The organism is Selenomonas sp. KH1T6, from assembly GCF_900108415.1.
Lineage (GTDB): Bacteria > Bacillota > Negativicutes > Selenomonadales > Selenomonadaceae > Selenomonas_B > Selenomonas_B ruminantium_A.
In genome coordinates this window covers 134142-160941 of the sequence record NZ_FNWN01000005.1, presented here as the reverse complement: position 1 = coordinate 160941, position 26800 = coordinate 134142, and the positions used below count along the sequence as shown (strand labels likewise).

At 51.1% G+C, this 26800-nt stretch carries 11 protein-coding genes and 2 tRNA genes; 6 read left to right on the top strand and 7 right to left on the bottom strand.

Annotated elements, in window-relative coordinates:
- Window positions 1-129 precede the first annotated feature (129 nt).
- The 5 genes from murQ (at window position 130) to BLW59_RS05265 (ending at window position 4580) form a co-directional block, all read left to right on the top strand.
- Window positions 130-1032 (top strand): N-acetylmuramic acid 6-phosphate etherase, encoded by a 903-nt coding sequence (gene murQ / locus BLW59_RS05285; protein WP_074696761.1) that lies wholly within the window; start codon window positions 130-132, stop codon window positions 1030-1032.
- Window positions 1033-1053: 21 nt separating this feature from the next.
- A complete protein-coding gene (locus tag BLW59_RS05280) occupies window positions 1054-2175 on the top strand; it encodes a PTS transporter subunit EIIC (protein ID WP_074696759.1) in 1122 nt (373 codons plus the stop codon).
- Window positions 2176-2200: 25 nt separating this feature from the next.
- The gene (locus BLW59_RS05275; protein WP_074696757.1) at window positions 2201-3286 is read left to right on the top strand and encodes a DUF871 domain-containing protein; all 1086 of its coding nucleotides are present in this window, start codon (window positions 2201-2203) and stop codon (window positions 3284-3286) included.
- 36 nt (window positions 3287-3322) lie between these two features.
- Window positions 3323-3700 (top strand): ArsR/SmtB family transcription factor, encoded by a 378-nt coding sequence (locus BLW59_RS05270; protein WP_139283552.1) that lies wholly within the window; start codon window positions 3323-3325, stop codon window positions 3698-3700.
- A gap of 145 nt (window positions 3701-3845) precedes the next feature.
- Window positions 3846-4580 (top strand): NlpC/P60 family protein, encoded by a 735-nt coding sequence (locus BLW59_RS05265; protein WP_074696818.1) that lies wholly within the window; start codon window positions 3846-3848, stop codon window positions 4578-4580.
- A 49-nt stretch (window positions 4581-4629) separates the two neighbouring features.
- On the opposite strand, the gene BLW59_RS05260 is transcribed toward BLW59_RS05265, so the two are convergent.
- The 5 genes from BLW59_RS05260 to BLW59_RS05240 form a co-directional block, all read right to left on the bottom strand.
- Window positions 4630-6309 carry a ShlB/FhaC/HecB family hemolysin secretion/activation protein gene (locus tag BLW59_RS05260; protein WP_074696755.1) on the bottom strand — a complete coding sequence of 560 codons (1680 nt, stop codon included), beginning with the start codon at window positions 6307-6309 and terminating at the stop codon, window positions 4630-4632.
- A 138-nt stretch (window positions 6310-6447) separates the two neighbouring features.
- Window positions 6448-22287: a filamentous hemagglutinin N-terminal domain-containing protein gene (locus BLW59_RS05255; protein ID WP_074696753.1), complete on the bottom strand. Its 15840-nt coding sequence runs from the start codon at window positions 22285-22287 to the stop codon at window positions 6448-6450.
- A 104-nt stretch (window positions 22288-22391) separates the two neighbouring features.
- A complete protein-coding gene (locus BLW59_RS05250; RefSeq protein ID WP_074696751.1) occupies window positions 22392-23813 on the bottom strand; it encodes a flagellin in 1422 nt (473 codons plus the stop codon).
- Window positions 23814-24070: 257 nt separating this feature from the next.
- A tRNA-Arg gene (locus BLW59_RS05245) sits at window positions 24071-24147 on the bottom strand.
- 3 nt (window positions 24148-24150) lie between these two features.
- A tRNA-Pro gene (locus BLW59_RS05240) sits at window positions 24151-24227 on the bottom strand.
- A gap of 144 nt (window positions 24228-24371) precedes the next feature.
- Between BLW59_RS05240 and trpD the strand changes: the two genes are divergently transcribed.
- Window positions 24372-25388 carry an anthranilate phosphoribosyltransferase gene (trpD, locus tag BLW59_RS05235; RefSeq protein WP_074696749.1) on the top strand — a complete coding sequence of 339 codons (1017 nt, stop codon included), beginning with the start codon at window positions 24372-24374 and terminating at the stop codon, window positions 25386-25388.
- Window positions 25389-25555: 167 nt separating this feature from the next.
- Here trpD and BLW59_RS05230 read toward each other — a convergent pair whose 3' ends face one another.
- Together BLW59_RS05230 and BLW59_RS05225 are read right to left on the bottom strand one after the other, a co-directional pair.
- Window positions 25556-26428: a hypothetical protein gene (locus BLW59_RS05230; protein ID WP_074696747.1), complete on the bottom strand. Its 873-nt coding sequence runs from the start codon at window positions 26426-26428 to the stop codon at window positions 25556-25558.
- Window positions 26429-26465: 37 nt separating this feature from the next.
- A complete protein-coding gene (locus tag BLW59_RS05225) occupies window positions 26466-26795 on the bottom strand; it encodes a hypothetical protein (protein ID WP_029545615.1) in 330 nt (109 codons plus the stop codon).
- Window positions 26796-26800: the final 5 nt, after the last annotated feature.

Sequence of the window (26800 nt, the reverse complement as noted above, 5' to 3'; positions counted from 1 at the left end):
ATAAGGTTCTATCTTAGAAAAAATAAGACAATTAAGCCAGTAAGGAAAGGTTATCACAGATTATGTTATACTATAGATAGGAATTAGCCCAATAAAGGCGAATAATTAAAAACAAGGGAGAAATCACACGTGATAGCACTTGACAAACTAACCACCGAGCAAAGGAATCCTGCCACTGAGCACATTGATGAATTGCCCACTCTGGACATGGTGACCCTGATAAATGCAGAAGACAAGAAGGTTGCCGAAGCTGTAGGAAAAATCCTGCCTGAGATTGCCCAAGCCATCGACCTCATTGCCGAAAAGCTGCAAAAGGGAGGCCGCCTCTTCTACATGGGAGCAGGAACCTCCGGCCGCCTGGGCATCCTCGATGCAGTGGAGTGCCCTCCCACCTACGGCACCGACTATGAAATGGTGCAGGGACTCATCGCCGGCGGTGCCACAGCCATCTTCCTCGCAAAGGAAGGGGCTGAGGACGACCCGCAACTTGGACAAGCCGACCTGGAAGAAGCAGGCTTCACTGCCAAAGACGTACTGGTGGGTATTGCCGCCTCAGGCCGCACTCCCTATGTCAAAGGAGGGCTCATTTATGCCAGAGAGTTGGGCGCTGCCACTATCGCCCTGGCCTGCGCAGAAAAAGCAGAGATTGCAGAGCTCTCAGATATCGCCCTGCTCCCCGTCACCGGACCGGAGGTCATCACCGGTTCCACCCGTTTGAAGGCAGGCTCTGCCCAAAAAATGGTACTGAATATGCTTTCCACAGGCACCATGATAAAACTTGGCAAGGTCTACGGCAACCTAATGGTGGATGTGAAAGCCACCAATGAAAAACTATCTGAGCGGGCCCTGCGCATTGTCATGGCGGCAGCAGGCTGCAAGCGCAAAGAAGCTGAGGATGTCCTGATGAAAGCAGGGGGACAGGCCAAACTTGCCATCCTCATCGCTCTCACCGGCTGCTCCCCCGCTGAAGGGAGGCTGCAGCTGGGACTCACCCAGGGACATCTGGCCAATGCACTGAAACGCACAAATTAATTAAAAGAAAGGAGCATGACTATGAAACTACGCGACCTCGCACGCAAGCCTCTGGCCCCCGGCGAGGCCCTCCCGGACAAAATTCCCGATACGTCTGCGCTCCCACCTCTCAGGAGATTCCTGCTGAAGCTCAGCTCCATTTTCCTGCCTCTGGTCCCCGCCCTCATTGCCTGCGGACTTATCACCAGTGCTCTGAACATCGCCCGCTACAACTATCCCGTACTGGAAGCCAACAACCTTTTTCAGCTCTTTGCAGTAGTAGGCAACACAGCCTTCTGGGGTATAAATATCTTTGTGGGCTTCAACTCTGCCAAAGAATTTGGCGGCACCCCTGTTATAGGAGGCATACTGGGAGCACTTATCAGCCACCCGAACCTGGCTGCCATCACCCTGAATGGCTATCCCCTGACTCCGGGCAGGGGCGGGGTTGTGGCAGTACTGCTGGTAGCAGCCCTTGGGGCCCTGATTGAGAAAACGCTGCGGAAAATCATACCGGGCGCGCTCAGTCTGCTGCTTACCCCCCTGCTTACCTACCTCACAGCAGCAGCCTTTGCCATCTTTTTCCTGCAGCCCTTTGCCGGGCTTATTGCCTTTACCATTGCAGATATAGCAGTAGGAGTCATCCATCAGGGCAGTATCATATCGGGCTTCCTGCTCTCAGGCACCTTCCTGCCCATGGTCATGCTGGGCATCCATCAGACTCTGTCTCCCATCCACTCGGAACTTATCTCCCGCTACGGGGTCACCCTGCTGCTGCCCATTCTGGCCATGGCAGGTGCAGGACAGGTAGGAGCCAGTCTGGCGGTCTTTGTGAAAACAAGAAACAGGCATCTGAAGAAAGCCATTCTTTCAGCCCTGCCCGTGGGCCTGCTGGGCATAGGCGAGCCCCTGATCTACGGCGTCACCCTGCCTCTGGGGCGGCCTTTCCTGGCGGCCTGCCTGGGTGGTGCCTTTGGAGGTGCCTGGCAGTCATACTACATGGTAGGCGCTGCCGCCAGCGGCATTTCCGGCCTGCCGCTGGCCCTGGCCGCAAATAAGATCAATATCTATATCGCAGGACTTCTCATCTCTTACGTGGCAGGTTTCATCGCCGCCTGGCTTATAGGCTTTGACGACCTGCCGGAAACATCCGAGGACACATAGGAAGACCCAGGAAAGGGGCTCAGACATGGAAAACGGAATTTCAATCTATCCCGGACTGGACAACACCTTGGAAGAAAATCTGGATTTGATTCAAAGAGCTCAGACTCTTGGACTGAAACGGCTCTTTACCTCCCTGCATATACCAGAAACGGACATGGAAACCCTGAAGAGGGATTTGGGCACTATCCTCCATGCCGCCCATGATGCAGGCATGGAAATAATCTCGGATATCAGCCCCGAGACCATGAAGCTTCTGGGCATCAAGGAATTCAAGATCTCTGCCTTCCGCATGCTGGGCATCACCACCCTGCGGCTGGACTATGGCTTCGGTCTGGAGCAGATTGCTCACATGTCCCGGCATCCCCATGGGGTAAGGCTCCAGCTCAACGCCTCCACCATCACGGGACATATCCTCTCCGCGCTGGTGGAACTGAAGACGGATTTTTCCGTCATAGATGCCCTGCACAATTTCTACCCCAGGGTGGGCACAGGGCTCTCAGAAGAAGCACTGGTGCGAAAAAATGTCATGCTCCACAAGCTGGGCATCAAAGTAGGGGCCTTCGTCCCCAGCCAGAAGGGCAGGAAGCGAAGCCCTCTGAAAGACGGTCTCCCCACCCTGGAAGACCACCGGCCTGAGCCCAGCGACCTCGCCGCCCGCCATCTGGTAGCCCTGGGTACGGACTATGTGCTGCTGTCCGATTCCCTGCCCACAGATGAAGAAATTGGCGCGCTGGGCAGCCTTTCCGGTGACAGAGTGACCCTCTCTGCCAAACTTCTGAGCAAAAATGAAGACCTTCGCCGCTTCCTGAGCCAGACCTTCACCGCCAGGCTGGATGAAGCCAGAGACGCCATCCGCGCCCAGGAAAGCCGCACCCACATGAAGGAAGTGGGCATCACCATAGCCCCTGAGAACACAACCTCCCGCCCAGTGGGAGCCGTGACTTTAGACAACGTGGACTACGGCAGGTATATGGGGGAACTGCAAATCATCAAAACACCTCAGGATGCCGACCACCGCACCAATGTAGCAGCCATGATAGATGAAGAAGAACTGGGCCTCCTGCAGTACATAACTCCCGGCAGAAAATTTTCTTTTAGATTTCATGACTGAAAGTGATATACTATAAAGAAAAACCTGGAGGAAAGAATGCCCGATATAGAAAAAAATGACAGCTGCGATTGCTGCGAAATCCATTGCACCCACCCGGAAAAAATTAAAGCAGCCTGCCTGCACAAAGTGGACAGCGAGACCGCGCTGGCGCTGGCCGAAGTCTTCAAAGTCCTGGGTGACCAGACCCGCATCAAAATACTGTCGCTGCTGGCCGCCGAGGAAGAACTCTGCGTCTGCGATATAGCCGAGACTCTGGAAATGGGCCAGTCTGCCATCTCACATCAGCTCCGCGTCCTGCGCACAGCCCGACTGGTGAAGTTCCGCAAGGAAGGTAAGGAAGCCCTCTACTCCCTGGATGATCATCATGTGCTGACCCTGATGGGCCAGGGATTGGAGCATGTACAGGAGAAATAAGATAAAATAAGAAATCTACCAGCACCATAAGAAGGAAAGGACGATACCTATGCACTTTCGTACCCTTCGTATCCTCTATGCCCTGCACAAAATCCATCAGCGACGCAAAAAACACAGGCGGCATCCCCACCTGAAAGCTCTCCTGATGCCTCTGGCCGCGGGGATAATCCTCACCGCCAGCCAGCTGACGGCAGCGGCCTCTCCCACCCTCCAGCAGGGCAGCCACGGACACGAAGTCATGGTGCTTCAGCAAAAATTAAACAGCATAGGCTACAAGATCAAGAGCCTGGACGGCGTCTACGGAGCAGAGACCGAGCGGGCCGTGGCCGAGTTCCAGCGGGACCAGAAAATCCGCATCACCGGCATCGTCAACAACGCCACCTGGCGGGCTCTGAAAAAAGCCAAGCCCCACACCTGGGGGGTAGACATCGAGAAACCCAAGGACAAAGGCGAAGCTATCAGCTCCAAAGGCCCCCTGGCTCCCAACGGCCAGACCATCCTGCCCCAGAACAAGGTCAAACCTCTCATAGCCACAGCCAAATCCTATATTGGAGTGCCCTACCAGTTCGGCGGCACCACTCCCAAAGCCTTTGACTGCTCCGGCTATCTCCAGTACATCTTCGGCAAACAGGGCATCAACATCCCCCGCACTGCCGACGAGCAGTACAAGCTGGGATTGCGCACCAAAAGCTCCAAGGAACTCGTTCCCGGAGATCTGGTCTTCTTTGAAACCTACGAGAAAGGCGCCTCCCACTGCGGCCTGTACCTGGGCAGCGGCGAGTTCATCCACACCAGTTCCAGCAAAGGCGTGCGCATAGACAAACTCTCAGATGATTACTGGTCTCCAAGATTCCTGGGAGGGAAGCATATAGTTAAATAAGGACATGAAAAAAGCTGCCAGCCGGCAGCTTTTTTCATGTCTTCGTATCTTACCAAATCTTGCCTGCCATAAACCACAGGCGTCCCTTGGCCTTTTCATCCTCAGTCAGCATCTTGCTTCCACCGATGCGGCGGGCATAGTCCAGACGGGCAAACCAGTCCCCGGGAGCAGTGTAGCTAAGACCTACGCCCCAGCCCTGCAGGTGGATGGAACTGCCCACAGCCCCGTCGCGGGTCATATATAACTCCCCGCCATGGTTGTACTTCACAAAGCCCGTATCATAATAAGTGCTGAAAACAAGCCCCTTCACCGGGGTATAGAAACGCAGTTCAGCCGTGGCGAGGATACCTTCGTCACCAGAGCCCGTACCCTGTGGATAAGCCCGGATGGCATTGGCACCTCCCAGGTAAATCTCCTCGGAGCCGTCCAGATTCTTGCTGGCCACCTGCCCGGAAGCCTTCACCATTAGATCTGCCATATTGCCCAGCCGCTTAACAGCAGTAGCATTAGCCTCCAGCTTGCTGTAGTTGCCCTTGGTGCCGGCCAGTTCAATCTGCTGCTCCCCATAGTCGGAGTCAGCCCCCAGCCAGCCCGTGCGGGCAGTGAGACCGTAGCCGAAGTACAGGCCCTCCACCCGGAGGAATCCGTCCACGCCCACATGCACATTGGTGGAGTGTTTCTTGGTATTGAAGCCAAAGGCCTTGATCTCATCCTTCAGCTTGCGGAAATCAAGACCGTAGTTCACATTGAGCTGCTTGTCGTGCAAATGGTAAATGGGACGATGCCCGAAGAGGCTGATGGTATCTGCCGTACCTTCTGCCCCGATGCTGCCCAGAGCCCCGCCCACCTGATAGTCCATGCGGCTGTATCCCAAGCCCAGGGTGGTGCCGCCATGACCTATCAAAGCTTCATAGTTGGCGTAGTAGTTATGCAGGTGGTCATTGGAAATAAGGGTACCCACGTTGATGCGCGCCCCGGTGCCTCCCACATCATACATGCTGTGCTGCAGGCCATAGCGGTAGCGGCCTGTATTCTTGCTGCCGTAGTTCTCCACATAGAGAATGGTATTGGTACTCTTGCCCTTCTCAATCCGCACTGTCAGGTCGCTGGTGCCGAACTCCGCTCCCGGGGACAGCACGCCCACGGCCTTGTTGCCGCTGGCATCAGACAGGGAGAACAAGGTGGTTTCCAAATCCTCCGTGCGGATAATCTTGCCTTTTTCTTTAGTCAGGCCATTGAGGAAGCCCTGAATGACCCTTTCCTTCAGCTTGCTCTGGTTCTCAATCTTCACTTCCCCATAGCGCCCGGGGATGACCTTCAGCACTACCACGCCGTCCGTGCTGGTCTGGGGCGGCAGATACGCCGCCGCAGCAGGATAGCCATGCTGGCGGCAGTACCCCGTGATCTTCCTGATAACCTCATTTAGCCCCGTAAGGGTCTGATCTTCCTTCATGCCCTCCTGCAGGATTTTCACCAGGGGTGCCTTATCAATATAAAGGTCCGGCGCCTCCAGGCGGAAATTCTCCACCTTGAAATGCACCTCTTCCTGCAGCCCCTCACCTGTGGGGGTCTCGTCCTGCACCTCAGCCGAGGGCAGCGGTTCCTGCGCCTCAATATCCTGCCCGGGCCGGGAAAGGGAGGGCGCAGCAAAGCTCGTCCCCTGCAAGGCTCCCAAAACAAAGCAGGCTCCCACCGCCTGCGCCAGTCTTTTCTTGGTCAGATTATCCATCCCCATTACCCCTTATCATCTATAGACTTCCAAGCGCCAATTTTCGTTACTTTCTTATTTTATCACAGTCATACATCTAAGTCCATCAAAGCACATGAAAACGCCCTGCCAAAACATAAGCCAGGCAGGGCGTTCCTATTAAGCTACATCACTGTAAGCAATGGCCGCTTTTCCTTCACGATCTTCATTTTCTTCGCTTTCTTCCTCTTCCTCATCCTCCTTTTCCTCATCATCCTGATGGAGGTTATCAAGCTGCACTTTGCTTCCATCATCGGCGACTATCTCGGCTTCGCCGTCCTTGCTGCCACTCTTGAGGCTGATGCGGCTACTCCTGTTGCCAGCAGAAGTCCCTCCATCCTCCTCATATGCCAAGCCTTCTTCAAAGGAAGTATCCAGCAGTGTGCCATCTTCCGTCTCCAGGCCGATGGTGCCTTCTTTCTCTTCCATCTCGATGCCGATAGTTCCCTCAAAATCTGTCTTCTCGTCCTCGATCTCAATGCCGATGCTGCCATCTTTGCCATTAGTCCCCACGCTCAGATAACCTTCCTCCGTGCTTTCCACGGAAAGTTCCTGACTGCTGCCCGTATTGGCAATGGACATGGTGCCATCGCTGGCTACATCGCCACCCAGGAGATTAACCACTTCTGCCCGATCGATAGCAATAGTGCCATTCTCACTGCTGTCCGTCCCAGTTCCGCTGCTTCCATACTGGATAGAAGCATTTGCCTCATAATTATTCACATTGCTGGTATCCTTGGAAACATTCTTGTAAACAGAGCCGTCCGCCACAATGGGCCGGTCTACATAGCCGATATCCAGAATCACTGGTTCTACAACCGGCTCAGGATTCACTGTCTCAGTAACAGTAACAGGCTTAGAAATCACAGGCTCAGGAGCCGGTGCCACGGGTGCAGGTGTGCTGCTGCCGCCACCGCCGCCAGAGGACGGCTTAACCGTGAAGATGCCGGGTTCCTGGGCCAAAGTATAATTCTTGTCCAGGTTGGTGTCCTTCTCCAGATAGTAGTTATATACCTTATTGCCGTCCTGGTCTGTCGCAACCTCCTCCCTGCGGTACCAGCCGTAAACAGAATGCTCGCCTACGCTGTAGTTCCTGACATTGGCATCAGGCCCCCAGTAGATACGCTCCTTGTAATACTCGTCATAGGGAACCATGACCTCTTTTTCAACAGTGGTAGTATTGCCATCCGCATCCGTAACCGTCTCGGTGACAGTATACGTCACATCAGGCTCACCTGCCACAAAGCCCTCCAGTGTGCCCGTAAAGACCGGCATATCATCGCCGGCGGTAATCGTGGCACTACCGGCCTTGGCCGTGACAATCGCCCTGTTAATGGTGCCTGTGCCGTCAAATTCCTCGTCAATCTCATAGTTGCCATTGGTAATAGCAATGCCACTGTAGGACACCTGATGCTGGAAGGGATCTGCCGTCCTGTTGAAGGCAGAATCCTGGTTCTCGGCTGCTGCAATCTCTGCCTCAGTAGCCTTACCACCTTTCAGCGCCTTGGACTTGGCCGCATCCGTGGGCGCACCATAGGTACCCCGCTTCACAGTCAAGCCCAGAAAATCCTGCACATTGCCGCTGCCAGCCATATCCATATTGATCAGTTCCGTAGAAGCCTTGTCAAAGGTGGCAGTGACTTCAGGGCTGTCCGCATTGACTGTCCTGTCGTAGGTCTTGGAAGAATCCATGCCCTTGACTTTGAGCTTGTAAGGGGTGATTTCGCCTGCATAATCCTTCAACACGCCAGTGCGCTTCTTGTTGCCTTCAGTGTAGCCTTCATTGCCATCAGCAGTGAAGGTATCCTGCTCCTGACCGGGCGTAGTGGCAGTAGTTTCACCCACCAGATTATAGTTGCCGTTAGTCCAGCTAAGATTATAGGTAGTGATCTTGTCCTTCAATACGCTGCCATCCTTATCCCTGCTGACATTCTTGTCCTCATAGGCAGGATCGCCCTTGATACTGACAGTGAACTTATCCGTATTGCCATTATCATAATCAAGCTCAAAGGTAACCTGATTGGTATTGCCAAAGGACCTGCTAACATTTGCGCCATCTGCCGCCGCCTCCAGATTGGAAGCAGAGGCATAGGTCACTTCGGTGCCATCGTCGTCGTAGCTGCCCGTCACCAGTTCGCTTGCATCGTAGACCTTGGTGGGGCTCTTTTTTACGCTGATGGTGACGTTCTTCGGCTCTATCCTGCCTCCTTTTGCCTCGGTGATGGTTATTCCCTTCGTGCCGGTTTCATAGTTGACAATGCTTTCGGTTTCATCAGAACTGCCAGACAATGGAATGGTGCCTGTGCTGTCCTTGTAGGTGAGATAATAGTTGCCGGCATCGTTGCCATTTTCGGTGTTGCTATCCGTCAGCTTGAAGCCTGTGAACTTCACACCCTTATTGATGACCTTGCCACTATCATCACGAGCCACATTCTTATCCACATAAGCACCTTTGACGGCATCGTTCTTCAGTACCACATCGCTGTCAATTATGCCGGTCTCGGCAGCCTCGTCCTTGTCTGCCAGGGTAAATCTGTCGAACAGATCCGCCCCCTCGGGCAAAGATTTCCCGCCGTCATAAGTCTTGGCAAATATATCGCCGCCATTGTCCACCACATAAACCTTCCGCCTGCGGATATCGCCCTTGCCTACATAGTCAGCCTCTCCATTGGCAGCGAAGATGTAATTGTTATGCTCCGCCCCGTCATTCCATGACAAGATAAAGTTCACATTCTTGCCACCAGTTGCTTCTGCATCAGGATCGGGATCGATATTGGCATTCTTATTCTCATAGGTTCCGGAAATGTCCAGCGACGAATACAGCTTATCCTTCTTTAGGATGTCCTTGTCATCATCGGTAATGGTGAAGCTAGGTGCTGATGTCACTGCGTCTGTGCCGTCATAAATCTTCTCCACATTATCCACAGAAGTGACAGTCACCAGCCTGGGATTGATGGTGCCAGTGTAGTCAGTAAGAGTGCCTGTGAAGTTTTCAGTATCTGCATCATAGCCTTTATTCTTGAAAGTATCGCCGGAAACACCGGCAGCGTCCGTGCTTTCCCCTGCCAGCACATAGTTGCCATTGTCCCAGCTGAGGCTGTAGTTGCTGACCTTGTCGCCCTTGCTGGCATTCTTGTCCTTATATTGTGCATCGTTAAGGGTAATTTTCACCTCATCAGCATTGATGCCCGTTTTAACGGTCAACGCATTGTCATCAGCTGTACCATCAAGGATATTACCATCAACGTTCACTGCCAGGTTGTCAACTGCCTTATACGCATCAGCCACATCCTTGGTGCGGTCATACTCTTTTTCCGGGCTTTCGATGACATTCACCGTAATCTTCTTGGGATTGATCCTGCCTCCCTTTTCCTCTTTGATGAGGATGCCGCCGCTCGCATTGGTGCCGTAAGTAACATCAGTCTCACTGCCATCCGAGCTTTTTGTCAGCGGTGCTGTCCCGGTGTCATTCCTGGTAGCGAGGTAATAGTTATCCTTGCTGTTGAACCCATTGTTATCCAGCGTACCCTCCAGTTCAAACCCCTGGAACTCAACGGCCGTGTTGATAACCTTGCCGCTATCATCGCGAGCCACATACTTATTCACATAGGAGCCGGTGATGGTCCCCTTCTTCAGCTTCACGCTGCTATCGATGACGCCGGTGTCATCATCCGCCGTCTCCAGGCTGAACCTATTCTTCAGGTTTGCATTGGTCGGCAGATCCGTACCGCCATCATAAGTCTTAGTCAATACCTTGCCGCCATCGTCCTGTACATAGACAGCGCGCCTCAGGATGTCTCCCTTGCCTGTGAAGTCATATTCCTCACCGTCAGAGGCTGCGAATTTGTAATTCTTACGCTCCTGCTCGTCTCCGCCGTTCCAGGATAGGATGTAATTTACGCTCTTGCCTCCCTCTGCCTCTTCCGAATACTCCGAAGGATAGATATTGGCATTCTTATCCGCATATGTTCCGTCAATAGACAGGGACGAACCAAGCCCATCCTTATCCAGCAGTTTCTGATCATCTTCAGCAATGGTGAAGGTAGGATTAGATGTCACATTTGTATTGCCATCATAAGTCTTTACCGCTTTATCCACCGAAGCAACATTCACCTGCCTGGGATTGATGGTACCTGTGTAGTCTGTCAAAATACCAGTATAGATTTTTTTGTCTATATCATAACCCTGGGTCAGTGTATCGCCGGAGGCACCGGTGGTATCCTCAGACGCCCCTACCAGGTCATAGTTGCCATTGTTCCAGCTAAGATCATACTTGCTTATCTTGTCACTCTTCACCTGGCCACTATCATCATAGCTGACATTCTTATCCGTATACTTTGCCCCATTGAAGCCAATCATCACCTGGTCATCATTGATGCCTGTCGCAATGACCCGCGCACCGTCATTCAGTGCGCCTCCCTCTTTGACAGCACCGTCAATCTTCACTTCCAGATTATTCACCGAAGCGTATTTGATGTCCCCCTTGGAGCCATTCACATCAATGTCGCTATTATACTCCTTTTCGGGGCTGTTGATGACATTTACTGTGATTTGCTTGGGGTTAATCCTGCCTCCTTTTTCCTCAGTAATGACAACCTTATTGTTCTCTGTTCCATAAGCAACATCAGTGGTGCCGCCATATTCCCCGGTCACGGTTGCCGTGCCGGTGGAATCTTTGGTAGTGAGGTAATAGTTCGACAAAATGCCGCCGATGGTGGCATCGCTGTCCTGAAGAGCGAATTCCTGATACTTCACTTCGGTATTGACCACCGCACCATTTTCGCGGTTCACATCCTTGGAAGTATAGGTGCCAGTGATGGCCTCCTTATTCAGGACAATATCTTCCTCGCCCTCTACAATGCCGGTCTTGGCCGCATCGTCCCTCTCTGCAAGCTTAAACCTGCTGCCGGGATCAGCTCCGTCTGGCAGAGCGGTACCGCCGTCATAAGTCTTGGTAACGACCTCGCCACCCTTGTCCACCACATAGACCTTGCGCTGACGAATATCGCCGGTGCCTTGGAAGTCATACGCTTCACCGTTGGCCGTTGCAAAGGTGTAGTTCTGCTGCGCCTGCGTATCCCCGCCATGCCAGGACAGGGTGTAGTTCACGACCTTGTCCTTCTTTACAGACTCCGTAGGATTGATATTGGCATTCTTGTTATCGTAGGTTCCGGAAATAGCCAGGTTTGAACCCAGACCGTCTGCCTCCAGCATATTTTGATCATCAGCGACAATACCGAAACCAGGGTCTGAGGTAACTTTGTCGTTGCCATCATAGATCTTCTCTGCATTGTCCACAGAATCAATCCTCACGAGTTTGGGATTGATAGTGCCTGTATTGTCCGTCAGAGTGCCTGCGAGGTTGCCTGTTTTCGTAAAGGTATCTCCTCCGTCAGTGCCCTCCCCCGTCAGGTCATAGTTGCCATTGTCCCAGTTGAGGCTGTAGTCACTGATCTTTGTTCCTATGCCGGCATTCTTGTCTCTGTAGGCTGCTTCATCGAGGGTAATCTTCACCTCATCATCACTGATGCCCGTTGCAAAGGTCACCACATTGTCGCTGCTGCTTTCAACAGTTAGATTATTCCCGTCAACTCTTGCCGCCAGGTTACCCACCTTGGCATAATCCCCGGTCACATCTGTATTACGGTCATACACCTTTTCCGGGCTTGCGACGACATTTACTGCGATTTCCTTGGGAGTGATCCTGCCGCCCTTGGTCTCGGTGATGACAATCTTGTTATTTTCTGTCCCATAATTGACATCCGTAGTGGTGCCATATTCCCCAGTCACAGTTGCCGTGCCGTTGGAATCTTTGGTAGTGAGATAATAGTTCGACAAAATGCCGCCGGTGGTGGCATCGCTGTCCTGAAGAGCGAAGTCCTGATACTTCACTTCGGTATTGACCACCGCACCATTTTCGCGGTTCACATCCTTGGAAGTATAGGTGCCAGTGATGGCCTCCTTATTCAGGACAATATCTTCCTCGCCCTCTACAATGCCGGTCTTGGCCGCATCGTCCCTCTCTGCAAGCTTAAACCTGCTGCCGGGATCAGCTCCGTCTGGCAGAGCGGTACCGCCGTCATAAGTCTTGGTAACGACCTCGCCACCCTTGTCCACCACATAGACCTCACGCTGACGGATATCGCCTGTGCCAGTGTAGGAACCTGCCTCCAGCTGATAGTTGCTAAGGACGCCTGTGCCAGTGCTGGTAGTATCCGTCAAGGTATAGGTCACAGTCCTGTTCCCAGGCGCGTTTGCTGCTGCCAGATACGGGTCGATGGAAGCGTTCGCACTGTCAGTATACTTTGCCCCTACATTTACGAGGTCGGTCAGTGAAGCATTGCTGCCCAGCACATTATCATCCCGCATGAACTGCACATCATCAGCATTGAAGGAGAAATAGCTTGCATCTGCCGCATCCGTGCCATCATAGGTCTTGATGTTGCCATTCGTAACATTGCCACGAATAGTGTAAGGTGTAATCTTGCCTTTAACGCCATCATCAATAGAAGTATATACCTGAGTGAACTCGCCACCGGTAAGTCCACTGATATCAAAGTCAATATTGGTAGAACCGCTTAGGCCTGCCACATCATACTTCAGGTAATGGTTGCCGACATCCTTAACTTCAGTGCCGTCTGCCTTAATATGCTTGGCGCCGCCGTTGCCTAGATCATAGGCCAGCTGATACTCGACCCCACCGGTATTGGCAGCAATGGTGTGGATGGAGAACCACTTTGTATGATCATCGACATCAGCTGTTCTGTCATAAACCTTCTCTGCTCCATTTTTCCATTCCGCTTCAATATCACTAGCATTGAGCGACCTTCTGAGAATCTTGCCGATTTCGCGGTCCGCGCCATAGATGGCCTTGCCGCTGTCTGCATCAAAGGAAGTAGCAGCCACGCCACCTGCAGTCTCGGCTCCCGCCAACACATAGTTGGAAAGATTTCCAGTACCTTCAGCATTAGCAAAGGCCTCATTCAGGCCCTCATACTGCACAGCCTTGAAATTCACATTAGCCACGCTGCCATCGTTGTTCAAGGTTGCTTCCACATGGGAATCCGGCGTGTAGTTGTCGCCAGTTGCCTTTACATAAGTGCCCTTGATGTAACGGCCATCCACTGTCAGAGTCTCACCATTCACCATGCCTGCAAAGGTGTAGGCAGGTGCCTGATACTCGTTATCATGCGCCGCATCTACTGGCGTGGTGCTAGTCTCATTATCATAGGTTTTCTGGGTATAGCCTGCCCGGAAGGTCACTTCCTTCGGCGTGATGGTGCCGGTGCCCTTCAGGACATTGTTTGTATTCTCAGTAGCATCGCCATCGGCATCCACTACTACGCCCTGGGCATTCTTGGTGTAGAGCTTGTAGTTGCCAGGATTGGTGATGGTGGCTGTATAGGCAACTACACTGCCATTCTCCCCTGCCACATCTGGATTTTCATATGCCGCCGTGATAGTCGCAGTATCCTGCACACCAAGGGAAGCATCATTCACCAGCCCCGTCACAGACACATAGCCGCTGACATCCCTAGTCGTGCCGGTGGGATTGGCCTGGGTGTTGTTCACCACATACTCATTGCCGTTGTAGACCTTGGTGGGAGCCGCACTGGTTGCCTGATCGGTCAGGGAAGCATAAATATTCTTCGCCGTAATGGAATTGTCATTGGTGTCCTTGGTAAAGGTAAAACTGTTATCGCTGTTCCAAGTACCAAATCCCACAGGATTGTAATTGCTGATGACATCGCTGTCCACCTTCAGCGCATAGGTAATAGTCTTATTTGCTGCCGAAGAAGCATTGGCATCAGTGTATTTTGTGTTTTCCGTATCTACAGAATAATCATCCTGACCAATGCCATAGCCACCCAAGGTGACATTGCTGACATTTGTTATGGCAGTGTTGCTGTCAACCTGATCGTCATCATAATCCCCACCATCATCGTAGGATTTATGGTCATAAATAAGGGATTTGCTGCCATCATAAACCTTGCTGAAGGAAGTAATATCTGCATCACCGCCAGTTATCGTGCGCTTGGTGATCTTACCCTTCTCTTTGTCAGCCGCAAAGATCCAATCGCCGTCTGCATTCTTGACTGCGTCGCCGTCTACCAGCTGGTAGTTATTCAGGTCAGTATTGGCGCCTGCAGAAATGCTCACGCCACTATACTTGACGGCCTTCCAGTCTGCATCCCTGTTGGCATCAAGGGCCACATTTGCATCTTCGGTGAAAGTCCCGTCGGCATAGTTGCCATATTTACCGCTTGTGACAGCAGTATTGATAGTCTCCCCGGTCACCCCGGTAGCTACCCTGAGATTGGGCAGCTGGTCGCCGGTTTCAAGTCCCGTATTTGTCAGCTTCACATCGGCATTCTGGTCATAGGTCTTCACAGCCGCATCAGCAGCAAGGGTGACAAAGCGAGGAGTGATGGTGCCAATCCCCGTCAGGCTCACGTTGCCGCTGGCATCAGCATTCAGGTCAGCATCCACTAGCCGATAGTTGTTGCTATCAGTGCTCACGGTATAAGTCACCGTATGGGCACCGGTCTGCACTTCATTAGCCGCATCCCTGATGACATTCTCGTCAGTGTAGGCAGCAGCCACAGTATAGGTCTCACCATTGACAAAGCCATTGGCAGTCACATAGGACTTGGCCTGCGTCTGATCTACAGTCGCGTTATTGGCGGCTGCATCGAAGGAAACATTCAGCACATTGGTGGTGCCGTCATATTCCTTGGTGGGTTTGGCGGCTGTGCCTGCAGAACTCATAGTGACCTTGATATCCTTGGCCTCGATGGTGCCAAGCCCATCAGTTTTGTCGAAACTGTAAGTACCATCACTGTCTGCGCTGATGCCAGTGAGGTCAAAACTCCTGAGTACATCCCTGCTGACAGTGAAGTTATAGGTAACAGTGCCAGTGCCGGCATCAGTGAAGTTGAAGCGGGTTTTATTGTTTCCTTCATTGATGGTATAACCGTAGTCAAGGTTCAGCGTGCCGCCTGAAGTGAGGTGAAGCACCACATTATTGTTGACAGTAGATTCTGCGTCAGTGACCTGCTTTATCTGGTCGCCCACGTAGCCGTCCGCCTCAGTATGGTTGTAGGTAAAGGCATCAGTCCCATCATAAACCTTGCTAACCGAACCAACATTAGCCGTAATACCGTTCACGCCCAGCTTGTTGATCTGGCCCTTGCCGGTGGCGAAGGTCACAGTGCCACCATCATCAGCGCTGTAAACACCACCGTTGCCGCTGACCAGGGTATAATTGGACATAAGGGTATTCGCACCCGGTGTCAATGCATCCAGCACATTAGTATACTTGACAGACTTGTACCCCACAGTATCATCGTCATTGAGCGCCACATTGGCATTGGCCGTGAAGCCATCAGTGCTGTCATAATTGCCATAAGTACCAACGATAGCATTATTGCCGCTGGTGGCAATAGTGAAGCTTTCCCCGTCAACCCCAGTGGCAACGGTAAAGGTCGGCACAGTCACGCCATCAGCCGCCGTCATCTTGACATCAGCGGTTGTATCATAGGTCTTCGTAGCAACATTGGTGGCAGCTAGGGAAATCTCCCTCGGATTGATGGTGCCCGCACCTGTCAGATACTGATCCTCAGAACGATTATCATAAGTGCCGGTGTACAATTTGTAGTTGTTGCTTACTGCAATATCATATCTAACCTCATTGCCATCTGCCTGCACGTTCTCATTCAAATAAGTGGGAGTGACCGTGAAGTTTGTATCCTCAGAGCGGAATCCATCAATAGTGACATAAGAATTAGCCACCGTCTGATTAATTGTGCTGCCATTATCGCCTTTAGTCGCTGCATTGAGGACAGTAGTGTTGTTGTCATAAGCCTTGGTAGGATTGACGTACTGATCTGTCAGCGTGGCATAGATGTTCTTCGCCGTAATGCTGCCGTTATTGTTATTCAAGGTAAATGTATGATCAGTAGCATTATAGTGATAAGAGTCGGTATTCCCAAGCCCTGACAGATCTACGTTATTGGTGAAATTCGTGTCCGTAATCTGGAACGTATAGGTTGCGTACCTGTTATCGCCCACATCAGCACTATCATAGATAGCGCTCAAAATGCTGTACTGGTCGGCATTCAGTGTATAGGTGCCAATAGTCAGGCCATTCACATGGTAACTATCATCGCTCCCCACCTGGTCATGGTCATAGCCACCTGTCGCCGTATGGGTATATGTCACATTTGTATTGCCATCATAAACCTTGTTAATTGCCCCAAAATCAGCAGCAGCCGTGTTTGCCGAGGCAGCATTTATCGTGCCGCTGCCTTTGCCTGTGGCAGTGGCATCCCCGGAAGCATTGGTCCCTGTAGTCAAGACATTATTGTTGCCGTCAACCAGGCGGTAGTTGCGATAATCAGCCCCGGAAACCACCAAGTCATAACGCACATCATGTGTGCCTGCATAAGTGGAAGAAATTGCATTCCCGCTATCCAAAGGCAGGAACTGGCTGGTATTCTGCGTGGTGATGGTCACCGTATCGCCAGTCAAGGGGGCAAAAACAGCAGATCCCGAACCTGTAGTAAGGGTGACCTGATGCTCACCATTGGTCTTGACATAATCATTTTCATCAAAGGTCTTGGCAATATCATCAAAAGTAACCTGCAAATCCCTTTGCTCGATGATATGTCCCGTGGTGTCAAAGGTGCCGGTCACTTCAGAACCGTCATGATAGAAAACATAGTTGGTGCCATTGGCAGAAAGGGACGGAGTAAACCTCACAGTCTTGTCATCATTGCGGAAAAGGGCATTCGTATTGGTATCCCAGTTGGCATCCTTTGCCCCGTACCCCTGACCTGCATCCGCATGATAAACAGCCGTGGAATTGTTCTTATCCTCATCAGCCGACAGCAAACCCGTCACAGCCGTCTGGCCGGACTGGGCGCTCATGCTCACCACATCAGAGCCATTGGCGCTGATGGCAGTGCCCCCATCATAGGTCTTGGTCTGAGTCTCACCGTCCACGAAGACGTGACGCGGCGTGATGGAGCCGCTGCCGCTTATCACAGCTACACCGTCAGAGCCATCTGCAACGACATTGCTATAAGTAGTATCTGCATGTGCACCGAGGGTATAGTCCCCATAGCCGCTGGCATCCGCCACAGTCAGTTTGTAAACCACCTTGGTCGCATCAGTTGCATTGGCGGTAGCTGTCTCATCATTTTTGGCAAAATAGCTGTCCCCATTCACCGTATAGGAAAGGGGAATGTCCGAAACGCCCAGAGCCGAATTGCTGCCCATCAGAGTGCCTACCAGGGTGGCCCCCTCAGTAGCATCAAGTGCGGTGGCAGACTCCACCGTGCCGTTCGCATTGTAGGTCACCTTATAGGTGGTGGGGCTAGCAGCCGTCCCCGCTCCAATCAGGTTCGAGGTACCGTCATAGACTTTTTCTGCCGAACCAATATTGCCATAAGCAAGAGAAGTAACCGTCAGGGGGTTGATGACACCCGTGCCATACTGAGTGCTGTCTGCCAGTTCATAGTTGTCGTTCACCATGGCCGTATCCAGATGCTCATATTTCACATAGCGGGTGTAATCGGTATTAGAACCCTTGGTGGGATTCACATGCTGGGCTATTTCCTCATTCTGGTCGTTCGTGGTGCTGAACTGAGATGTATCTCCCGCCCTATAAGCTACTGTATTGCCATAGGTGCCCGTAATGACCGAGCCCGTATACTTGCCATTGGCATCAATATTGTCGCCGAATATATCCTGCAGGGTTTCTTCACCCACCAACACAGAATGGCCATTTGCATCAGTCACGCCATTGATGGTGATATAGTTATCCGTCTGAGTAGCACCGTTCACCTCTCCCACTGCGCTGGTGCCATCGTATTTCTTGGACACGCCAGCGAAGGTTACCTTGTTGATGGTGACAGGAGCAATCTTGCCGGTGGCAGTGAACTGGACAGGGTTGGTTCCATTAACATCTTGCTCATTGCCATCAGCACTGTCCCCCACATGAAGTGTATAGTTATCCGCATATTCACCGGTTAGGGACACAGCATAATTGATATTCTTGCCGTTTTCAACCACTTCACCATCTACTTTGCGGACATTCTTGGCCGCGCCTTCATTACCGGTTAACTGATAGGCTGCGCTGATATTCCAGGCAGTTCCATCTGCAGCAATTTTTTCCAGAGAACTGTTCGTATATGTGACATTGCCAATATTGCTGTTATCCGTATGGGAAGCATAGGCTCTGGTGGCAGAATCCACCAAATTTGCATTGCCGTCGTAGGTTTTGTCAATACCGGCAGACTGATTCAGCGTCAGATAAAGGTCGCGCCTGTCAATGCCACCTGCATGGAAGATCTGCATATTATTGCCGGCATCAAGAGTGATTTCCTCGCCCGGGTTTTCTGCAGTACCACTGGCAAACTTGTAGTTTCCTGCACTGTTGCCGCCAACTTTTACATAGTACCCCACATAGGCAGCATCCGCCACTTCGTTAGCAGTATCAGTTTTGTTGTCCTTGTAGAAAGTAGGCCCATTCTCAATAGTCTCCGTACTGGAGTCATCTTCTGTTACCAGAGAAAAAGTGATAGTATCGCCGGAGATAACCCCCGTAGTATAAGTCTGCGCAACCGCATCCTCAACAGACACAGTGCCACCGGTGGTGTTGAAATCTACATGGTTTGCTTCATTATAGGCAGTGGTGTAGTCATAGGTCTTGCGGTAGTCAACAGCAGATATTGCCTCCGTGTCAGGATCCTGGTAGTTCAACTCGGCATTGGTGGTATAGACAGTGCGCTGGTCAATCTTGCCGGTGCCGGTCATCAGGAAACTGCCGCTATCATCAGTAGTCAAAAGGGCAGAGCCAGCCGCTGTTGTCTCAGTGGCAGGTGTATAGGAGTATATCTCATAATTCTCCTTCTCAAAGTTTGCATTTGAGGACGTAAATGTTACCGCATAGTTAGCCGTATAGCCAGTACCTGCATTAAACACCCTTTCCGTGCCGTTCGTGTAGTAGGGATCGGCAACAGACATAACGGCATTGTCAGTACACACAACGCCATAGTCGCTAAGCCCCAGAGCCTGCCCTGCAACTGAGCTGACATTCTTCACATTGGAAGCCGCACTTGCCCAGCCTTCTTCCTTGTACACTACATTGTCGGTACTGTCATAAACCTTGTCCAAGCCTTCAGCAGTCTGCAGTTGGACATAAATAGGACGCGGAGTTATATAACCCGTGACAGTATTTGTTCCGTCAATAAAAGCACTGACATCAAAATCATAATTTGCATAATCCAGGACACTATCGCCGTCGGTATTAGCGGTAGAAGTCGTATCTATTGCAGCTGTGCTGTTCCAGGTCACATGCACAGGAACAGCATTTTCAGCATCAGGAGCCTGGCTGACATTCACTGCATAATTCGCCGGTATCCTGTTAGCTGCATTGGAAATATCCGTGTCCTTCGTATAGTATGTAGCAGAAGAAACCGCACTGCCGCTAAGAGAGACATTCTCCGCAGTCATTACTCCGCCTACGCTGGTCTTCACAAGGCCTGTTTCCACCAAAATCCCAGTGCGATTATAATAATCTGCCACATCAACAGCACTATCGCTGGTACCAAAAGCCGCCCGCATCTCATCAGTGGCATACGGTGTACCATCATAAACCTTGTTGATGGTCATATCATAGGGAGGAACGATATTGCGCTTCGTTATGCTGATAGTAGAGTCAGCAATATCATAGCCGTTCTGACTGTCGCTATAGAAGGGCGCAAACGACTCATCGGCATTTTTTATCCTGCCTGATGTTGCTGTTTTTATACCAGAAGTAATGCCACGAGAAGTGTCGCTCCTTACATTAGTGGCTCCAATATAATAACCATTGTAGACCACTTCATTGGAATTATAGGGTATAGGAGTGTTGTTTGCTGGTTCTGCGTCCGGAGAATCATCAGCATAAAGATTCAGGTCAAAGCTTACAGGAATAGTGCCATTGCCATTGGCTCGGAGGAAACTGCGAAGAAGGGGCAGACTATGTTTGTCATAGATGCGCCATGCATCGCTGGATTGTTTGGCATTTCCGCTTTCATCGGCTGAAAAAAAGCCATAGCTTTTCGCTAAAAGTCCATCTGTAGAAGTGGTATCTACTGCGCTATTTGTACCTACAGGTGTAATCGTAGCTGCCGTTATAACTCCATCTGATATAGTCGTTTCAACCGTGTAACCATTGGTTATGATACCATTATTAGTGGTAGGCACCAAAGCCCCTACGCTCGCACTATCAGAATCATACGTAGTTTCGGAAGCCCCATGTGAGGGTATATATTTTCCGGTGTTATATACATTCTTGATGCTGGACGCACCAGTAGCATCATCAGCTATACCGTAGTGAACTGCTGTGCTTCCCTCTTCAACAGAATCATCAATCAAATTGACCAAGTTACCTGTATTATATGCATTTTCAATCGAAGATCCCCCATTAAGTATCCCTACTATACCACCTCCATTCAGAACATCAGTGGCATTATATGCGTTTTTTATAGTCGTTCCATTAGTAGCTTTGCCAACCAACCCACCAATAGCCTGTCCTTCATATATAAATGTCTCGCTTCCAGCAGTATCAGTAACCGAGTAGCCCGATGCACTAATGTTATATGCAGGATTATCAGCAACACTGTATACATTTTCCAAGGTGGTGTGGTCTACCAATCCTGCTATGGCACCTCCATAGCCATTCTTTTCAGTCGCTACGTCAGATCCTGCATAAACCTTAGGATTGACTATACCAACATTTCTTATGTCAGCATTCTTAGTATAGCCAAATAAACCAGCATACTCATATCCCACTACAGCCAAATCACTAATTTTATAAAAATTACCATCAAATTTTCCTTCAAAGGGATTGGTCGCATCACCAACTGGTGTGAATCCCCCCTCCATATCTTCGTTAAGAGCAAAGTGCTCTGATAAATCAATAGTATCTATATCTGTATTTGTACCTTTCAATGACAGCATATAATTTATCTTTTTATTGCTGTTCATATTCTGTAATTCATAATCATTGCGCACCAAGGCATAGTCATAATCATTGACCCCAGCGTTAAAGGCATACGCCGATCCATTGATGACATATCCTAATGTAGAAGCTGCATATGTCCCATCCGGACTATAATACTGGCCATTGGCATCAGCAGTCTGTGCAGTGCCAGTCGCTTTTGCTGTCGCCTCATATCCTACATGGACATAATTAGTCCCTTTTAATTTCACACCACTATTTGTACTGGTATTGCTAGTGCTGCTAAGTGGAGGCAACTCAACACCTGACGTATCTGATGTATCGCTGACAGCCTTATATTGTACATCCTTTGTATTAAAAAATCTTACTTCAGTTCCTTCTGCATAGACAGAATTAGCCTGTATCGTGCCCATATTGACCACTTCGGCCTGGGGCGAAGTATTTCCAAGCACAGAAGCCCCTTGGCTTAAATCCGCACCTATAAAATCATTAGGATCAAGCGCCTTGGTGGACAAATAGAGATTCCCCACGTCAACATCAGCGTTTTCTCCCATAATGATGCCGTTGGGATTTACCAGATAAACATGGTTTCCGCCCTTCATGGCACCATTGACATAGGACGTTCCATTCCCAGTGACCACATTGAGATAGTTGTTGGTCTTGTCGTACCCACTTCCCGCTGCGTCATGAGCATCAAAAATTACTTTTTCGCTGCTGCCCACAGAAAAATCCTGCCAATTTATGACATTATTGCTAACGCCAGTGGCATTGGCATCCGGCACAACTGCCGTCATTGCACCATCATCTGTCTGATAGACTTTTGCCCCGCCAGTGACAACTTCTTTCAGCACCGGCGCTCCCTGCGCCACAGGCATCAAACTGAACATGCCGGCAACCAAAGCAAGGCTGACCTGCAGTGCCAGCTTATCTTTATTCGTCAACGTGTTCATAAAAACGCACTCCATTTCTCGAAACATCCCTAAACAATCGAAGAATCAGAAAATGGCGAAAGAGGCGCATGGCGCGCCCCTCTCTCATTTTCATAAAAATCAACTTATTGCAGCAAACTCAGCACCGAACTGCTGTTCTGATTGGACTGCGCCAGCATGGCCTGAGCAGCCTGAGTGAGGATGCTGTCTCTGGCATAGGCTGTCTGCACCTTGGCCATATCTGCATCACGGATAACAGATTCAGCAGCCTGAGTGTTCTCACTGCTCATTATCAAGTTGGAGGAAGTGTATTCCAGGCGGCTGGTCTGAGCGCCAATCTTGGTCTGCAAATCCAGCGCCTTCTGCAATGCACTGTCTATGACATTGATTGCAGCATTGGCATCTGCCTGTGTGGACACACTCAAAACCTGATTTGCATCAGTAGAAGAACGCAACCCCAGTGCCGTAGATCTCATATCTCTGAACCCGGCTTTAAGCGCCTGATTGGCTTTCGTTCCAATCTGGAATACCAAAGCATTATCTTCTGACGAGTTTTGAGCAGCTATAGTTTCCACGAAACTATCCAAAGCATTGGTTGCACTCTTCAATACTTTCCCGTCTGTGTCATAAACTGCTATTGTGAAACCAGCAATCTGACCATCTATGCCCGGATTCTTAGCTTTGACCGTAATGGCGTTCTCGCCACCTGCAGTCCTTACTTCTTCTCCATATTGATCCGTGCCAACATACGAATACCCTTTCTCGCTGCCATCAACAACTTCCAGATCATCACCTGCATAATCAGCAATTATCAAATCTAATGTATATGGCTTTGTTACCTCATTATACGGTTTGACTTCAGGATGCGCCCTCCTCCAAGCAGCATTGTGACTCCAATACTCCGGATTTCTTTCTGTCGTGACAAAGTCTAAAGGCTGTATTTCCTTGGTGATGGTTTCGCCATCCTTCACCCAGGATAAAACCACCCTGTCTTGGGTACGTATTTCCAAAGAGTTGCCTGTTCTGTCCTTCAATTCAATCAAAGGTGTATCCTTGGTGGTTTCACTGGAAAGGCGCTCATTGGTCAAGTGCGTATATGTACCGCCTTCTACCACAGCGCTATTGAAGGAACCGTCAAGCATGGTTATGCCATTATAGCTCACCAGAGCGTTCTCATCTATCTGGCTTATAGCTTCATTGATTGTCTTCTGTATGATTGCCCTGTCAGCATCGGAGTTGGAATCATTGGCGGCATCGATGGCCTTTTCCTTCATGGTACGAAGGATATCTATGGTACTGTCAACAGCCCCAGCAGCCACATTGAAGATGCTGATGCCATTCTGGGCATTCCTGTCATCCTGATCCAGCGACTTCACCTGCACCCGCATCTTTTCCGAAATCGCATACTCCGACGCCCCATCGCCTGCCCCATTGATTTTCTCGCCAGTGGCCGCCTTCTGCAACTCTTTGTTCCTTGATTTTTCGTTCTTGCTGAGTTCCTTCAGGGCATTTACACTATCCATGTTGTTCTTGACTATGAGTGCCATCAGGGCCGCCTCCTCTACGGTGTCTGCAAGGTGAATCCGCCGGGAGCCATCCCCGGCCCCCTATGCCATCAGCCGTCCAAAGGCCAGCTGCTTTCTCTCTATATGGTATATCGGATAAACCTATGCTTTTCTTAAGCACAAAATAAAGGATTTCAGAAAAATTTCATATTTTTTTCAAAACAGCCAGCGTTGCCCTATTATTTTGCTCCAGCAACGTCAAAAAAGCCCCGAGGATATCCTCGGAGCCTTGTATCTCCTGGTGCGCCTGGAGGGATTCGAACCCCCGACCCACGGCTTAGAAGGCCGTTGCTCTATCCAGCTGAGCTACAGGTGCGAATGGTCGGGATGACAGGATTTGAACCTGCGACATCCTGCTCCCAAAGCAGGCGCGCTACCAAACTGCGCTACATCCCGTCACGTACCTTAATATTATATACACCATAATCACCCGTGTCAAGAATTTTGTTCAAAGTTGACAACTTTACATATAGGTGCTATTCTTTTTCTATTGTTTATTACTTTAGATGAACTTATTGCCTCCCAAAGGAGCGGATGCACATGATCAAAGAAGCCATAGAGAAAGTTGTCAGCAAGCAGGACCTCACCTACGATGAAGCCTATACTGTCATGAACGAAATCATGAACGGAGAAACCAGCCAGGTGCAGAACGCGGCTTATCTGGCCGCCCTCTCCACCAAGAGCACCAAGGCAGAGACCATTGCGGAGATTTCCGGCTCTGCCGCTGCCATGCGGGACCATGCCCTGAAAGTGGAGCATGATATGGATGTGCTGGAAATCGTAGGCACCGGCGGTGACCACGCCCACAGCATCAATATCTCTACCACCGCCGCTTTCATCATCTCTGCAGCAGGTGTCAAGGTTGCCAAGCACGGCAACAGGGCAGCCTCCTCAAAATCCGGGGCAGCGGATTGCCTGGAATCTTTGGGAGTGAATTTGGACCAGCCGCCTGAGAAGGCCGTGCAGGAACTGAAGGAAATAGGGCTCTGCTTCCTCTTTGCCCAGAAATACCACAGCTCCATGAAGTATGTAGGAGCAGTACGCAAGGAACTGGGCATCCGCACGGTTTTCAATATCCTTGGTCCTCTCACCAATCCCGCCCACCCCAAGCGCATGCTGCTGGGTGTTTACGATGAGTATCTGCTGGAGCCGCTGGCCAAGGTCCTGCTCTCTCTCGGTGTAGAGCGCGGTCTGGTGGTCTATGGCCAGGACTGCCTGGATGAGCTCTCCATGAGTGCCCCCACCAGTGTCTGCGAGTTCAAGGAGGGTTGGTTCCGCCGTTATACCATAAAACCAGAGGACTTCGGCTTTACCCGCTGTGAGAAGAAAGACATCCAGGGCGGCACGCCTGAGGAAAATGCTGCCGATACCCTGGCAATTCTCAAGGGGGCTCAGGGTCCCAAGACAGATATCGTGCTGCTCAATGCCGGAGCCGCCATCTACATCGGCGGCAAGGCAGACTCTATTGCCGAGGGCATAGAAAAAGCCCGCCAGCTCATCGCCAGCGGGGCAGCACTTAAACAACTCGATGAGTTTAAACGACTTTCAAACTTATAAAAGACTGATGTAACGGCGTCCATGGATGGACGCCAAAAGCGGCCCTTCGTGTTTGAGGATCAAACCGGGGCCGCTGTTTCTTTTGGTTCGTTTTCTTTGCGCCAAAGAAAATGAACAGTCGAAATATAGCAAAGAAAAAAGACGCTCACTCCAGCGTCCTTTTAACTTTAAACTTTTTCCAACTCATGGCGGCTCATTTCCCTGACCAGCTCCACAGCTCTTTTCCCCAGACCTGTGTCCCGGGAAACCTCCTCTATCGAGTAACCGCTCAGGAGCATTGCTCTTGCCTTAGCCGCTGCCGTGTCCGGTGTAGGACCAGGATGACTCTTGCCTGCTGGCACATTACCGCCTCCCCTGTCAGGCTCCTTGAAAAGCTCCTCAGGCGCAGGTTCCCAATTGGTCATGGCCTCAGCCAGGCCTGCGGCCTGTTGGGCATTCACCAGGGGCTGACCTTCCTGCGGAGGCTCCTGAGGCGGCTCTCCTATCAGCGAGTGCCTGGAAGTTGATGCTTCCTGGGCAGGATCATTCTCCTCCTCTGCCGCCCCCCTCTGGATGGAATTCTGCAGCACCTGGGCAAAATCCAGGGCATCCACCCGCTGGGGCATCTGCCGTTCTTCCTCCTGGCGCTGCTGAATCTCACGCCGTTGACGGCTCAGTTCCTCCTGCTGCCTCAGCTGGCTTTCCCGGGCCTCGCTGAGACGCCGGTTCTCTGCTCTGGCATCCTCAAGATTTCTCTCCAAATCCTTGAGCTGCCGCCTGAAATCCTCCTCCATGCGGCGTGATTCAGAGAGCCGTTCCGACAACTGGGCATTCTTCTCATCTGCCTCGCGGATCAGGTTCTCCAAATGAGCCACATGGCTGCCCAAGCGCTTCACCACAGCGTCCCCGGAACGTTCAAGCTCTGCTTTCAGGCGCTTGGTGGACTGCTGCATATCTTCCTGCATTTCCTGGGCTTTCGCCTGCCTGCTGGTTAAATATCTGACTCCCAAAACCAGGACTGCTCCGACTGCAATCATCAAACCTAATACTTCTGTGACCATAACTAAAAAAAGAGCCTCCTGCTGCCATAGATTATCCTCAATACCTTATGTCCAGGAACTGCCCCCTTGACGGGTCACGGGCAAAAAGCTCCAACTGAGGCTCTTCCTCCTCTGCCTCAGCCTGTCTTCCACGCCTGCTTCCTGCGTAGCTGCCCTTGTTCCTGTGCTCCGGGTCATCCTTGATTTTCCCATCCTCGGGGTTATCCTTATTCCGCACCTGCTGCTGCTTGAGCCGGGCATCCTCTTTCTGCCGCACATCCTCGAAGGCCTGCTGCAAGGCACCTGCCTGATTGAGATTGTGCTGTACCTGTCCCGCCTCGGTAGATTGGGGCACCACCATCTGCATGCTGATGGGTGTCACATTCATAGCTG